This window comes from Pseudomonas sp. PA15(2017), assembly GCF_001945395.1.
In the GTDB taxonomy this organism is placed as follows: Bacteria; Pseudomonadota; Gammaproteobacteria; order Pseudomonadales; family Pseudomonadaceae; genus Aquipseudomonas.
Genome location: NZ_MSXV01000058.1, coordinates 111706 through 125884 on the forward strand (window position 1 = coordinate 111706; position 14179 = coordinate 125884).

Here is a 14179-nt window from a genome sequence, read left to right on the forward strand (position 1 = left end):
CACCCCGGCCAGTTGCCGGCACTCGAAACCCCAGGTGTCAGTCGGTGCCCCAAGCCCAAGCACAGGGATAACGGGCTGGGTAATGTCAACTGCCGCGGGCAGGTCGATGTACACCTGCTTTAAGGTATTGGCCGTGCACGGCACGCTTAAAGCCTTCCACATTTCCACGGTGCCGTCAGGGTAACGGGTGTACGAACCGTTGGCATTGAACCCCCTTTCAATGTCTGTATCTCGAAGCTGGTTCACTACCGGGACGTTCACCTCCCCCGCCTGGGCTCCTGCTGAATAAGTGGCTGACCACCCCAGGTAATAGGACAACAGCCCACCATAGGGAGGGGTTCTGTTCGCCCGCACTGCGACCCGAGGCAGGTACACGGTGCCAGCGGTGAACCGCAGCCGTATGGCGATAAGGCCATTGATCACGCTGAGATGAATAGCGACCCAGCCAGGCCGGTTGCCGGCCGACATGGCGATAGCATTGGGCAGGTAAATCGCGCCTTGGTAGAAGTACCACGACAAGTCGATCCTGAACGGGAGGGTATACCCGCTGATCGCGCCTTCGATGATGAGGGAAGGCATCACCGATTCAGCCGCCGGGATATTGGTCTTGATCAGGATGTCCGAGTCCTGGCCACCGCTGACGAACGTGCCGCACTCAACCAGAGCAGCACCCTGCAAGACCTCGCCATGCCGAGGAATCGGCGCCCACACGCCCCAGGCCCCACTGCCAAAGCACTGCCGATACCAGCGCGTGTAAGTCTGGCTGGCACCCTCGAAGGCCCACAGCTCCTGGCTCACCGCGTCCCCGGTATTTCCGAAGGTATGGACATGGCCATAGTTGACGCCCGGGGGGAAAGTGCCGGTGGTGGTATTCTTTGCGCAGTAACGCCAGCCCCGCAACGTACGGTCGTCGAGATTGAAGTTCAGCTCAGCGGTAGGTACGTCTCCCATCCAGCCGCCATCACCCGTGCGCAGCACCCGATCAGGGGTCTTGTCGATGGCCGAGGTGGTCACGTTCTTGCGGGCGGCCGTGCCAAGGCCGGAAAGCGAGACCTGAATAGCCTTGATGTCAGCCGCCACCGCCTGGGCCAGCGCGATCACGCGCGCTACCAGAGTCATGGGTCACGCCTTGGCCGTGGCGTAGGCCGCGGCGAAGTCGGTCTCGGGGTTGCCGATGCCGATGTTCGTGCAGGCCTGCAGCTTCTGCGCGACGGTTAGAGTTTGCGCATCGTCATAACGCACGCGATTTGCCACGGCTGCAGCCAGCGCCGCGGCGGCCGAAGCATTGCCCGTGGCGAGTTCTTCCAGCTCCTTGAGCGTATCGTAGGCCTCGGACGCACCGCCCAGGATCGAGTCCTTTACAGCGACCTTGGCCAGCTCGATGGTGTCGTGGATCTTATTCGCCGACCAAGTGACGCTGGTGGCGCCGTCGCCAGCGCTGTCATCGATCACAGCGCCGGCCTGCCCCATCAGGCTGTAGATCTCGGCGATGGCCGCCACCAGGTTGCCCTTGGCCTGGGTGGGCAGGCTGGTCAGGTCGCCCTGCTTGGCGGTGAGGTTCTTGATGTCGGTGCCGATGGCATTGGCCAAGGCGATCAGGCGAGTTTCCATAGTCATAGCGTTCAGCCTTTAGCAAGGATGTAGTGGGCAAGCGGGTCGGGCTGGAAGTCGTCGGACACGTGCAGCCCGTCTGCTTTTAGGGTCAGTCTGTTGTTTGGTTCGGCGCTTATCTCGGCGCCGCCCACGCCATCCAGCCCGGGTTTACCGCGTAGACCGGCGGCAACCACTATCGGCCGCCGCGCCTGCACGACCGCCACAGCTCCTCGCTGCCGCAGCTGGATTGCAACTGCAGATCGGCCAGCATGGCCACGCACGGCGATGACGCTCACACCGTTACCTCGCCGGTGACTTCCACCGGGCTGATGGCCGCGACCTTGTAGACGCGGCCGCTCGGGTCGATCGCTTCGGCGTCGTATACGCCACGGTTCCAGGTGATGGCGCCGGCCATGGCAGCCTCCATGGTCAGCACGAACTGGCTTAGCGCCAGGTCGACGATCACCAGCCCGTCAGGCTGCTCGGCGGGGTCGCTGTGCCAGCTGAACAGCAGGTTGCCGCCCACGCGATCACGCACCTGGGCGCGGAAGTGCCAGCCGGTAAGATCCATGGGTGCACGCAGGATCATCAGCCCGGTACCGGAGAACGGTCGCCAGCAATGCGCATTCACCTCGTTCAGCTCGATAGTGTCAGCGTCGACCACCCGGGCGAACTGGGTTTCGTCTTCAGGCGTGTTGAGCTCCATCGGCTGCTTCACGCACTCGATGCGTACCGGCCAGCCCTCTGGCACCTGGTGACCCACCACCGTCAGCCTCGCCGGCGCGGTGCTCGGCATGCCAGTGATAGGCAGGTACCGCAGATCCTCGTCGGCATACATGATGCCGAACTCGAAGGTCTCGCCTCGGGTGATGGTCAGGGGAATCTCGGGCGCCATTGCGCTCTCCTCACTCGCCGCTCAGGCGTTCCTTGAGGGCGTAGCCCATCAGCGGCCAGATCTTCTGCACTGCGCTTTGGCGTGCGATCTTGCGGCCGATCTCAGCGTCGAAGTTTTCCGGGCTGGCACAGGCGCTCTCGCCGGTCACGGTGAAGCCGTTGCGCAGCACCAGCACGCAGAAGGTCAGCAGATGGAGCGCATCGGGCGTAGAACGCGAAGCCGCGGCGTTCAGCGCACCTCCAGAAAAGGCGGCATCTTCCACCGCTTTTGCATCGCCCTGGCCCGCAGTGAAGTAGTGCTCACTCGAGATGTTGGCCTCGATGTCGGCGGGAGTGACACGCGGCGCAGTAAGGCCCTTGGCCTGGATCTCTTGCTCAATAGCTTGGTCATTCATGGTGCTGCTCCGATCTTGCACTTGCTGTGCAGGTTTTTAAGTGAGGCCTGCAGGCCGACTATTTGCGCTCGCTGCTGCTTGAGGGCGGAAACGAGGGCTGGATAAGCTCGTCGAGCAGCGGCTGTAAGTTCTGGGGCCCCTGCATCAGGCTCGCCGGCAGCGGCCCCGGCTCCGTCCACTCGCACGACTGGGCAGGTGGCTGCGACGCGCAGCCCGCAAGTGCCAGCAGCCAGGCAGCGGCGCAGATTCTCGGCATGATTCTCCGCACGTTGTTTCTCCTCGATGTAGGTGGCCTCAACTGCAGCCTGGTCATTGGCCAGCTCGCGCGTCAGGTTCAGGGTGTTGCGCAGGGAGTCAGCGCGGGCCTGCTGCTGATCGGCAGCGGCCTGGGCCAGGTCTCGGTCGCTGGTGACGCGATCAATGCGCCAGAGCGCCAGCAGGAGGCCGGCGCCCAGCACGGCGACGACGGCGAGCAGCAGGCGGTTCATACGGGCTGCCCTGACAGGCAAAGCGTGCGCTCGGCCTGGCGGCGGTTCTGTAGGCCCTGAACGTAGCGGCCGCCAGCAGTCGACCAATTCGGCTCCCCGTTCGGCTTGGTGGCGATCAGGTTGCAGCCCCTGGTGATGTCGCCGGCATTGATGGACTTGACCGCCTGGCTATTACAGGCGCCAGCCTTGCCGACGTTGATGGCGAACATGGTCAGTCCGATCAGTCGGCGCGGCGTGATGTTCGACCAATCGGTGCAGGCCAGCACAGCGATGCCGTACTCGATGATGGTGGTCTTGTTGACCTCGCGGCACTGGTCGTCGGTTAGCTTGGTGCCTACCTTAGCGCTCCAGTCCGTGCGGCCGGCGCAGTAGGTGGGGATGCCGCCGGCCAAGTGATCGGCGTAGACCTCCCGCACGTTGCCCTCCAAGCGCTCGAGGGTGGTGTACGCCAAAGGGCTGCTGAGCGCAGCCACCAGGGCGGCGGGAACCAGCTTGCCCTTGACCCTCATTGCTGGCCACCTTCTTGGTGCACGTCCTGGCGGGCCCTGTATACGTATTGCAGCTCCATTTCGTACAGGTGCTGCTCGCGCGCGTTCTTCTGCCGCTGGTAGTACATGTTCGCGCCGAAGGTCAGCAGCGCGGTGATGATGCCGACCACAATGCCCCAGTCCGTCAGCGTCATGCCGCCGATGATCGACAAGACAGCGCCGATGTAGCTGCTCCCGGTTATGGCTTTCTCGGTGGCACTCATTCGCCGGTCCCTACTGCAGATATGGAAAGCCCCGCACAGAGCGGGGCTTGTGATGTAGCAAGGCTATGAGGCAGAAGGCGTGCGAGCTAACCCTACAGGGGGTCAGGCCCAGGCTTTGTTATGGTGCTCGACGTCATGGCGGGTGGTGCGGCGCAGGTCGCTGTCCGGGCGGGCGCCGAAGTACTCGGTGAAAGCGGCCAGTGCATCCCCTGCTTTGCCCAGGTTCAGCGTCTCTGCATCGGGTACGGTAAACGCGCGATACAGCGCCCAGTTCACCAGGTGCCGGTGGTGCGCGGCGCTGATCTCCGGCTTTGACGTGCGATCGCTCGTCAGACCACGGATCGGCAGCCGGAAGCCTTCGAGCTTGAGAATGCCAGCCGTGGCTGGTGCAGGGACCAGCCGGATGCTGGTGTCGCTCTGAATAGCGAAGCGAGGCACGTCCGTACGATCACGCCAGCCTGGTTGGTTGTCATCCAGCCACTCGCGGGACACGAGCCGCATCGGCTGTTGGTGAGGGCAGCCAGCGTTGAGCAGCCCCAGATGATCGATCTCGTACAGGGCGGCATGCAGCGGGTAGCTCGCCTGCCCGGCTTGCACCGAAACCTCGCAAACCGCTGTGTTCTCGGACTCATGAAGAAGGCGCCCACGAATGCACGCTTCCTGCTCGGCCTCGATGAGCCAGCGCGCCACATCCTGTTGCTCGAACAGGTAGGGCTCCACCTTGTCCTGGGTGGTGGTGCGAAAGTCCTTTACCAGCTCATCGAGGGTCATGATTTACACCGGGCCGTACTGGTCAACGAGGCCGATCACCTGCTGACGCAGGCTATCGACGGAGGCGCGCTTGTCCAGCTTCTGCTGGTACCGAGTGAAGGCGTAGTCGAAAAGCGCGTCCTTGGTCATCACGCCGATCTGCTGACGCAGGTCGTTCAGCTGGTCCTGCTCCTTCTGCTCGTCGTCCTTGGCCTTCTTCGCTGCGGCCAGCTTGGCGTCCGTGTCGTCGGCAGGTGCAGCGCTGCTTTGCTCCACGGCCACTGCTGCGGCCTGGCCTTCCTTGAACTGATCGGCGTGGCGCAGAAACTTGCGAGCCAGGTCACCCGGCAGGTTGCGCACCTGTTCCTTCGCGAACACCAGGCCGGTACCGTAAAGGTGGTCGGTGAAGGTGTCACGGCGACCGATGTACTGCACAGGGACGTGGCCAGCAGGCAGTGCAGCGGCAACCGAGGCTGCGGCAGGCGTGGCCTGGCCAGCTGCGGTCAGTTCAGCCACGGCGATGGCGACAGCATCATCAGCGTCCGGGATATCCTTCAGCGCATGCACGGTCGCGTGCAGCACCACAGCCATGCTCTTGTGATCCAGTGGAAGCTCTTCGAACGGCAGAATCAGAGGATGCTTCTTCGGCTCAGCATCGAAAGCAGAACCATGGGTCCAGCCATCAGCAACACGTGCCTCCAGCCATGCCTGGTGCTCAGCCTCAGGGGTCAGCTCAGGATCGGCCACATACGCATTTACGCCTGCGACGAGGCCTTGCTGATAGCTCTCTTCGGTATCTGCCCACGCGACCACTTCTTCACCCGCCAGCCGCTTGAGCGACGACAGGATCGCATGAGCGATACCAGCAATTACGATGACTTTCATGTCGATGTCCTGCTTGGTCTGAAAAAACGAAAGGGCCCGAAGGCCCTCCCGAGAAGCGCGGATCAGCGCGGGCCTTGCAACTCGCCGCTCACCAGCACGTTGATCGCACTGGCCTTGGCGTTGGCCGCTACAGCGGTGGTCAGGATCAGGCGCGCAGGCTTGGGCAGCACCACCAGCTTGGAGCCGGTGGTGCGCTTGCGGCCAGCAGCAGCCAGGTCGATACCGGCACCGAAGTACGCAGCGTCCTGCGGCACGCCGGCATCGTCGACACCATCCTCGTAGGCAAAGCCCAGCGAGCCGGTGATGGTGGCGGTCATGCCAGTGGTCACCAGGATCTGCGCGTCATCCAGACGGAAGCCTTCCGGCAGTGGCCCCAGGTCGACGACATCGCCGGAGGCGATCGGGGTGGAAACATCCGCGTTCTGCGCGCTGCCATTGGCGATGGTCACGAGCTGGAAACGCAGGGTGGTGGTGTTGCCGTAGGCGCCTGCAGCGCCGCCGAACTGGCGTTCGCCGTATTGGCGCAGAGTAACTTTGGCCATGATGGGCTCTCCTCGATAGGGTTATAGAAAGGTAGGCCGGTGTTACCCGGCCCAGCCCATCACTTGCGGGCGCCGATGATCGGCACGGCGGTGTCGATCGCGGTAGCACCATAGTCGGTGAACTCGGTGCCGTTGCCGGTCTCGATCGCGAAGCGGATCTTGCTAACACCGCGGATCGCACCCAGCAGCAGCTCCACCTTGTCGCCGTGGTCGAGCTCCTTCTCGCTCCAGAAGAACGGGATCTTCGACTTCTCGCTGGCAGCCATTGCCTCGGCCACAGCCTGGCCACCCAGGAGGATGGCGCGGTCGATGGCGAAGCGATCGCCGAACGAGTCAGGTACCACGCAGGTGCTCTCGTTCTCGCTGTCGCTCGCGGCGCAGTAGCGAATGGTGTCGCCGGCGTAGAAGCGGATCGGCTTCGGCATCTTCACGATCAGAATGCCGTTCCACAGACCCACTTCACCCAGGAACAGCGGGTGACCCTTCGCCTGCTGAGCACGCGCCATGGCGCTGGCCTGCAGCTGGCGGAAGTTCGGATCAGCGGCGAACAGGTTGTACTGCGCCGGAGAGACGAGCATCACGCGCAGCGGCGAGTCGTTCGCAGCAGCGTCACCCTCGAAGATCACCGGAGGCGGCGGCAGCGCGATCTGATCCATGAAGTTGCGCACGCCGTCCACGGTGTCCATCTTCAGCAGGTCAGTGGTAGCCAGGTCGATTTCGCCAGCGTTGACCTTGAACGGCTGGATACCGTTACCACCGTCTGCGATGAAGTGGCGGTTCTTGGTCGGCGCCTTCACGCGGTTGACCATGATTGCACCGAAGTCCTTGTGCACCTCAGTCGGGATCGCCCACTCGATGTTGTCCTGGAAGCCACGGGCACCAGCCATGTGCACCAGCAGACTCTGGTCGACGTAGGCGTCCATCTTGGCCTGCGCCACCGGACGACCCAGGCGACGGAAGTCGGCCGGACTGCGGATGGTAGTCATGGTGTCGCCCAGGTCGATCGGGAAACGCGCCTGGTTCACACGCAGCTTGTCTTCCGACAGCTTCATGCCCACGCCACGGCCCTCGGCGTACGCGCTGCCCATGATCGGGTAGCCGCCGGTGGGGTTCAGCAGGTGAAAGGTCACCTCGTCGCCGCGGCCCTTGCCCAAATCCTGGCAACGAACGATGGGCATGTGCTGGGTGGTCTGCTTGCGCAGGGTCGCCTCAGCGCCCGCCTCGCCTTTCGGCATCTTGCCGGTCAGGCGGTTGAGGGTGGTATTGCGTTGGGTATGCACAGCGAAGAGGCCGACGGCCTGCTCCACCATCGCCTTGGGGTCGCCGTAGCGCATGTGCGTCTTATCGGACACGGTGAATCTCCTTGTTCAACGGGACCCGGAGCGTCAAACGCTCCGGTTGAGAAATGCCTCGATCTGCTCCGGGCTCTTGTCCATCAAGGCCTCGGCCATATCGGTGGCGCCTAAGGTCGCCAGCGCTTCGTGCCCGGTTGCAGGACCAACCTTGCCGCCCGGGATGTCCGAGAGGCTGGCGGGCACCTGCGGCTTGGCCGCGGCGATGGCTTTCTTGGCTGCCTCCTTCACGCTCTCTGCAGAGGGCGCAGCGGCTGCCTGAGCTTTCCCAGTTGCTGCCTTGTACGTGTCCAGAAACTCAATGACTTGCTCGGCCGATCCAGTGCCGATCACCGCCTGGTAACCCGGGCGGGCGAAGCTCGGCTGCGAATCGATCCAGGCCTGCAGCTCCGTGCTCTCCAGAATCGAATCCAGATCAGGGTGTTTGGCATGGATCAGCGCCAGGTGAGCTTCATGCTCGGTAGTCGCCTGCTTCTGCTGCAGAGGGGCCAGTTGCTGCTGAAGCGCCTGCGCAATCAGCGTCGGAACACTGGTTGCGATCAGCTTCTGCACGCCCTTGGCCATCTCCTCGGGGGAGAAATCCCCGAAGATCTCCGGGTCGATACCGGCTTCGATGGCTGCCTCGGCGACAGCCAGGTTCTTGTCGGCATCGGTGGGCGCCGCTCCGACGTCCGCCCGTTGCTGCGCTTGTTCCCTCAGCGCGCTCAGTTCCTTCTCAGCCTCTTGCAGCTTCTGCAGCGCTTCCTGCGCCTTGCCCTCGGCGGCCTGACGGCCTTCCCGCGCCTCCACCAGCCGGTCGTACGGAATGGTGTGCTTGTTGTCCTTTGCCAGGATCACGGCATTGGCCGGATCCACCTCGTCCTGAGTGGCAGCCACGGGTTCATTGGGTTTCGGTACGTCGTCGGCAGCCGCTACCGCTTCAGGTGCTGCTGCAGCTTCAGGGGCAACGACGGGCGCGCTGCCTTCTTCCGATGACACAGCACCGGTATCGCCCTGTTCCGCCAGCTCGATCAGCTGGGCGGCCTGCTCTGCGGTCAACACACCATCGGGTGCGTGCTGCTGGATAAACTCGTCTGGTTTCATGCCTGTCCCGCCACATATCGCCGTGGCCGCAAGGGTTCAGCTGATGCAGAGCGCAAGCGCGCCCCGCGCATCGCCAGGCGCGTGCCTGGCTTGCAAACGAGTGTCTAGGGGGGAGGAAGAAAGGAAAAACCCTACAGGGGGTCAATGATTCTACAGCTCTCGCGGATTGCCCATGAGGCCGTAGATTCAAGTTCAATCAGGCAGAGTGTCAGCGTACTCGTAGCCCAACGCTGTCACATCGAAAACCTGTCCCTTAGCTCCTTTGGGCAGAAGGTAACCGGCCTTCACAAGCTCACGTACCGCACCGAACCATTTTGCGGTTTCACGAGGATCATCACCATGTACGAACTGCTTGCCATTCGTTTGCACAAGACTGCTACCGATAGCCTCCATGGTCATAACCTTTCCGTAAGCATCTTTCGAAGCCTGCTTGATAAGGATCTTAGCCGCCTCGCTCAAGCCGCGGGCCACACTTGGTATGCCGACATCTGCCGTCGCTGCTGTAGATACCGGCTGCGCGCCAAGCAGCTCATTGACATGCATACCCAAATGCCGATTGAAGTCTTCTACGAACTTGGGCTGATCTTCAAACTGATGATACAGACCACGAGACTGACAAGACTTCTTGAAGGTCTGTAGCCGCTCGTATTCCTCCATGTCCACCGAGCCTAAAGCCACAGGCTGCTCAGAGAAATAGAGCAGCGTGGGCTTTCCCGCCTTAATGTGGCGCTCAATCTCTTCAACCGTGCCACTTTCAAATTCAGCAGTAGGAGTGCCCAACCGTGTCCAGAATACGCCAACGAGTATGTCTGCCTCTGAGAGGAGAGTCTCGTTGATGATCTGCTGTGCCGGAGCGCCCATATTCGGCGCTGAGTTAGTTTCCCAGCCCAGAGGGAAAAGTACTGCTTTCCGGTGTTTTGTATTGACCTCGTTCCAGAGATAAGCAGACTGCCTAATTTGTGTCCTTGCCCAGCCAACATCGCCAGGCGAAGCGATGAACAAGTTGTAAAGCGTCACTCCATAACTCATGTTGGCAATCTCCATAACTTATTAGAGCTGCGTAGTATCGCCGGTTATCACTGGCTAGTCTGGCAAACTACGCGTGCGTTCAGCGATTTGCTTCAATCACTTGGTTGTAGGCACGGATAAAAAACGCCTCACGATCACTCACGTCCTCACCGCACAGCTCAGCCATCTCAAAAAAACCATTTCCAGGAAACTGGTCACCGTTCTTATGGACTACGAGAACTGTTAGGAAGCCACGCCCGAGTTCGTGAGTTTTTCGCGATATTTCATCAAGCATCACACTGAGACGGCGATCATTGGGTTCGATGGCAAGCGGCAGCTGGGCAACAAGATCGGTGTAGCTGATGAACTGGTTGCCGCGACGCTTGGCCCTGGCTGAGATGATCTCTTCAGCAACATCACGCGCACGAACCCAATCACTGGCTGGAAACCCTTGAATCATTCCGGTCATACCATCGCTCCTTGAAAGAGCTAGCAGAATGCCACTTTGAAACTAATCAGCCAAGGTTGTCCTCCGTCCTAGCGGTTTCAATTCCTTGCATGCCAGTCCCAGGCTCTGCCGGCACCGGCGGATGCGCGGGGCTGGTGTTCTCCCGCACCTGGGTCAGGTCATCGGCGCCCTGCCCCTGAATGTAGGGCGATTTGATGTTCATCGCTGCGGTCGCCTCAGCAGTCGGGAAATCCGGATCATCGCCGGCTTTGCGCACATAACCTGCCCCTTTCATGATCTCGTCGGCCACCGGCGCGATCATTGGCATCTGCGCGACCTGCACTCCCGCCTGCATGGCCGCGTAAGCCGCCTGCACACCTAGCTGTACCGACTGAGCGCGGATCTGCTCGATCTCTGCATCCGACTTGCGTTCTTTGATATCGATCTCGCGCATCTTCGCCTCGGTGCCAGAACGTGCCAGGGCGTCCTGCACCTCCTTCTTGATGCGCTGCTCGATCTGCTCGGGGCTTTCCTGCTGGCTCGCCGCGCGAATCGCCTCGACCACATCGCGCCTGAACGGCACATCCATGAGGCTGACCAGGAACGGCAGCACGGCGGCCTGGTACTGCGGCGGCAGCGACTTGACCGCCTCGGAGAGCGCCGACAGCTGCTGGCCACGGTAGCTGTTGGTGCTCGGCACATCCTCGAGCGCGACCTTCAGGCGAGTACGCTGCAGGTCGTTCGAGAGGTACGTGTAGCCCGCTGGGTCTTGCTCAGGCTTGTTGATAACCACCACACGGTCTTCGCGCACGGCGTCACCCTCGATCACGATCTCGTGCGGCTTGTCGCCCAGGTCCTCGACAATCATCGACAGCAGGATCTCGCCCACCATCATCCGTCCGGCGCGGAAGTTGTCCATCACCCTGCCCAGGCTCTGGTTGCTCTGCTCGATCTGCATCTGCTCCTGGCGGCCGCTGGTGGCGGTGCCTTCCTTGCCCATGAATCCGGTGGTGACAGCGGACACACGCTGAATGGCCGACCGGTTGTCCTGCATCATCTGGAACTGCTGCTGGTTGAGCTGGAAGTCACGGTGTACCTCGAAGCGCGCGCCCGGCTTGGCCATAGCCACTGGGTCCAGGACGATATCGGCATCTACTCGCGCTACCTGCTGGCGGAACTGCGCATCCGTCATGTCGACGGCGCCCTTGGTCCGCTCGGTGCGCACCGATGCCATACCCCAACGCAGTTTGCTGATGCCGCTATTCAGGCTGTCCTGCGGGTAGATCATGCCGCGCACGTAGCCATAGGGCACGTTGGTGCTGTCCTCACGGAAGCCCCAGAATGGCACGTAGGGGATGTGCCGGTGGCTGTATGGCGTCGGGCCATCGTGCAGCCGGTGTGGCCCGAGCCAGTAGCTGCGGCGCACACGGGCAACGACCGCGCGGCTGTATTGCGACATACCGCTGGCCAGCGCCACCTGGTGGGCGATGTTGCTCTCGTCATACTCGACCACGCGGCCATCCGGGGCGGTGATCACGCCCACATCGACCCAGCGCCGGTACCAGACTTCAGCCAGGCACACCTCTTTCGAGGTCGGGTTGTACCAGCGCTCCTCTTGCACGCTCCATGCACGGGCTTCTGCCCAGGCATTGTGCAGCCCGGTCGATGCGCCACCGTCGTGGTTGCCGATCGGGTCATCCATCCACCAGCTAGAGCCATGGCGGCCGACAGCCATGATCAGCTCTTTGTGGTCAGGGAACACGCGGGCAATACGGTCAGGGCGTAACCAGCGCTGGCGGCGAACCCAGCGCGCATCACTAAGGTCGCGCTCTTGCGCGCTGAAGTCCCAATGGATTTCGTTGCGGTGCACACTGCCGCAGCGATACGGGAACTTGAACGGGTCGCTCTCGCGTGAAACCTCTACCCAGCCCAGGCCGATCGATATCTGCGGCCGGAACGCATCGCTGCACGCCGCGTCGGCCTTGCTGTGGCGCTCGGCCTGGTTCAGGCGGTAGTTCAGCGCATCAGCAACGTCTTGGCCGCCAACCTCACCATCTGGGGTCACACGCCAATCTGTACGCGTCTCAGCCTCATAGCCCTGAATGGACAGCAGCGCCGGACCGATCAGATCCTCGACCGCCGGCGGAATGCCAAGGGCGCGCTGACGGGCCAGCAGGTCGCTGTCGAGCTGGTTGCCATCGGCATAATCCATCTCCTTGTCGGCCGTGCTGCGCCATTTCGGCTGTTCCTCGATCTCGTGCATGATCTCCGAGTACTCATCCAGGGTCAGAGCCAACTCATCCTCCGGCTGCTCGCCCTGCTGCAGGTCATCGACATATTTGATCGCGGTAGCGTCCATCTGGTGATTCCTCAAGTGCGCCAGTCAGGCGCTGGGGCTTCGTTGTACGTGCGCTGGCCCGGTATGTGGCCCAGCATTTCCAGCTCCTTGGCCTGCGCCCACTGCCGGAAGGCGTCTGCGCCCTCGCTGCAGCCGTTGGCCTTGTTCGGAGCGTTGTCGAGAAAGCGGTTTTCGGAGCGGCTGAACTTCTTCTTGTAGTTCTCCAGCCTGTTGATGCCTTCGGCGCATCGATCCTCGTCGATGTAGCAACCCTTCATGTGCTTGCGGGTCTGCTGGATGCCGGTGATCAGCTCGGTGATGCGCGGCAAAACCACGAAGGTGTGGCCCGGCAGCAGCTCCTCGAGCATTTCCAGCACGCTGCGGTTGTAGTCGCCCAGGCGCTTGTGCGCGGCGTCGTGTGGCAGGAAGTGCACGCCGTACAGGTAGCCGCGATCCTTCAGCTCCTGGGCGTAGTGGCGTAGATCCTTGCCGTGCTCCTCGTAGTAGTCGACGAATCTGTCCTCACCGCGCAGCTCCTGCTGGAACCAGATCGCGCATCCGTCGCTATTGCCGATATCCCAGAAGGTGTTTACCGGCAGATCCAGGACGGGAACACGGGTAATACCACCGCGCTTGCGCAGATCGGCCATGTTCTCGGCGTAGTAGTTGCCTTCGGTGCTGACCTGGAACGCTTCGTCTGGCGTGCCGGGGTATTCCTGCCACATGCGTTCTTCCTTGCCCGGGAAGTCGGCGTGCTTCGTGGCCACGTACCAGGCACGCTGGTCGGGGTCGATTTTGCAGTCCATAAGCTTTTCGAGCTTGTCGAAGTACTTGTGCTCGTCGTGGCTGATCGACACCGTGCGGCTCGGCAGGCGGTAATTCGGCTCCTGCCACCAGGCGTAGAAGTGGAACCGGTAATCCTTCGGCGTCAGGATCTTCTTGTCCCGGTGCTGCCGCTCGGCGACCTGCACCATGTTGAAGAACTCACCCTCGCGGCCTTCGGCAGTACTCTCGATCACCAGCACGCCATTGGTGGGCACAGCCGGGATGGAGCCGGTCACCACTTCCTGCGCCTTGTCAGGGAATTTGGCGCAGATTTTCCCGAACTCGGAGACGTGCAGCCGGTGGATGGTGCCGGAGCGCATCGAGGTAGCGACGCGCACACTGCTGTTGTTGTGCGCGAAAAGCAGCTCGATGGCACTGTCACGGGCCAGCGGAAAGCGCTCGCGGATCTCGTCGGGCAGGTTCTCGTACGCGAATTTCACCTTGTCGCGGAAGATCGCCTCGGCTGCCTCGCGATCCTGGGCGATGATCCCGCAGCGCTGGTTGCCGTTGAACAGGGCGTGGTCCAGCCACAGGATGGCGATCAGCGTGGTGAAACCGAGCTGACGGGCCTTGAGGATCAGGTTGCGATGCCACAGCCGTGTGAGGAATCGCTTCTGCGCCCTGTTCGGCGAGAACGGCATCACGAAGGTTTCTCCCTGCTCAACGATGTTTCCATCCTCGTCGAGCTTGTCGTCGCCCTTGATCATGATCTTGTACAGGCAGCCGGAGAAGATCCGCCACTCAGGATCAGCCAGGCACTTGGCCAACTCCTCGGCATTCGTGGGGAGCGGCTGCAGCGGCTGGTCGTGCACCACACGCATGGCCAT

The 14179-nt window shown here is 62.1% G+C and carries 17 protein-coding genes; all 17 read right to left on the reverse strand.

All coding sequences use genetic code 11. The annotated features are described in order from the left end of the window. Nucleotides 1-1119: hypothetical protein (locus BVH03_RS22125; protein ID WP_218189565.1), on the reverse strand; the 1119-nt coding region annotated here is incomplete at its 3' end. 3 nt (nucleotides 1120-1122) lie between these two features. Then, the gene (locus tag BVH03_RS22130; RefSeq protein ID WP_075963205.1) at nucleotides 1123-1617 is read right to left on the reverse strand and encodes a hypothetical protein; all 495 of its coding nucleotides are present in this window, start codon (nucleotides 1615-1617) and stop codon (nucleotides 1123-1125) included. 5 nt (nucleotides 1618-1622) lie between these two features. Then, nucleotides 1623-1889 carry a hypothetical protein gene (locus BVH03_RS22135; protein WP_143486043.1) on the reverse strand — a complete coding sequence of 89 codons (267 nt, stop codon included), beginning with the start codon at nucleotides 1887-1889 and terminating at the stop codon, nucleotides 1623-1625. Then, nucleotides 1886-2488: a hypothetical protein gene (locus BVH03_RS22140; RefSeq protein WP_075963207.1), complete on the reverse strand. Its 603-nt coding sequence runs from the start codon at nucleotides 2486-2488 to the stop codon at nucleotides 1886-1888. Before BVH03_RS22140 ends, BVH03_RS22135 begins: the two co-directional genes overlap by 4 nt. A 10-nt stretch (nucleotides 2489-2498) precedes the next feature. Then, on the reverse strand, nucleotides 2499-2882 hold the full coding sequence (locus BVH03_RS22145) for a Gp49 family protein (RefSeq protein ID WP_075963208.1): 384 nt from the start codon (nucleotides 2880-2882) through the stop codon (nucleotides 2499-2501). Next, complete coding sequence (locus tag BVH03_RS22150) at nucleotides 2879-3370, reverse strand: lysis system i-spanin subunit Rz (RefSeq protein WP_075963209.1); 492 nt, start codon at nucleotides 3368-3370, stop codon at nucleotides 2879-2881. Before BVH03_RS22150 ends, BVH03_RS22145 begins: the two co-directional genes overlap by 4 nt. Beyond that, entirely contained in the window at nucleotides 3367-3879 is a 513-nt protein-coding gene (locus BVH03_RS22155; protein WP_075963210.1) for a lysozyme, read from the reverse strand. The genes BVH03_RS22150 and BVH03_RS22155 overlap by 4 nt, the downstream gene beginning before the upstream one ends. Beyond that, nucleotides 3876-4121: an HP1 family phage holin gene (locus tag BVH03_RS22160; protein ID WP_075963211.1), complete on the reverse strand. Its 246-nt coding sequence runs from the start codon at nucleotides 4119-4121 to the stop codon at nucleotides 3876-3878. Before BVH03_RS22160 ends, BVH03_RS22155 begins: the two co-directional genes overlap by 4 nt. Before the next feature lie 102 nt (nucleotides 4122-4223). After that, nucleotides 4224-4892, reverse strand: a complete 669-nt coding sequence (locus BVH03_RS22165; RefSeq protein WP_075963212.1) for a DUF6682 family protein — start codon at nucleotides 4890-4892, stop codon at nucleotides 4224-4226. Nucleotides 4893-4895: 3 nt separating this feature from the next. Then, on the reverse strand, nucleotides 4896-5756 hold the full coding sequence (locus BVH03_RS22170) for a RyR domain-containing protein (RefSeq protein WP_075963213.1): 861 nt from the start codon (nucleotides 5754-5756) through the stop codon (nucleotides 4896-4898). A 62-nt stretch (nucleotides 5757-5818) separates the two neighbouring features. Further along, a complete protein-coding gene (locus BVH03_RS22175) occupies nucleotides 5819-6298 on the reverse strand; it encodes a hypothetical protein (protein ID WP_075963214.1) in 480 nt (159 codons plus the stop codon). Between the two features lie 59 nt (nucleotides 6299-6357). Continuing rightward, nucleotides 6358-7650, reverse strand: a complete 1293-nt coding sequence (locus BVH03_RS22180; RefSeq protein ID WP_075963215.1) for a DUF4043 family protein — start codon at nucleotides 7648-7650, stop codon at nucleotides 6358-6360. A 33-nt stretch (nucleotides 7651-7683) separates the two neighbouring features. Then, the gene (locus tag BVH03_RS22185; RefSeq protein WP_075963216.1) at nucleotides 7684-8733 is read right to left on the reverse strand and encodes a hypothetical protein; all 1050 of its coding nucleotides are present in this window, start codon (nucleotides 8731-8733) and stop codon (nucleotides 7684-7686) included. Between the two features lie 192 nt (nucleotides 8734-8925). Next, nucleotides 8926-9762 (reverse strand): hypothetical protein, encoded by an 837-nt coding sequence (locus BVH03_RS22190; RefSeq protein ID WP_075963217.1) that lies wholly within the window; start codon nucleotides 9760-9762, stop codon nucleotides 8926-8928. Nucleotides 9763-9841: 79 nt separating this feature from the next. After that, entirely contained in the window at nucleotides 9842-10210 is a 369-nt protein-coding gene (locus BVH03_RS22195) for a hypothetical protein (protein WP_075963218.1), read from the reverse strand. Between the two features lie 46 nt (nucleotides 10211-10256). Continuing rightward, entirely contained in the window at nucleotides 10257-12548 is a 2292-nt protein-coding gene (locus BVH03_RS22200; protein ID WP_075963219.1) for a hypothetical protein, read from the reverse strand. An 11-nt stretch (nucleotides 12549-12559) separates the two neighbouring features. Next, nucleotides 12560-14179, reverse strand: a complete 1620-nt coding sequence (locus BVH03_RS22205) for a terminase (RefSeq protein WP_075963220.1) — start codon at nucleotides 14177-14179, stop codon at nucleotides 12560-12562.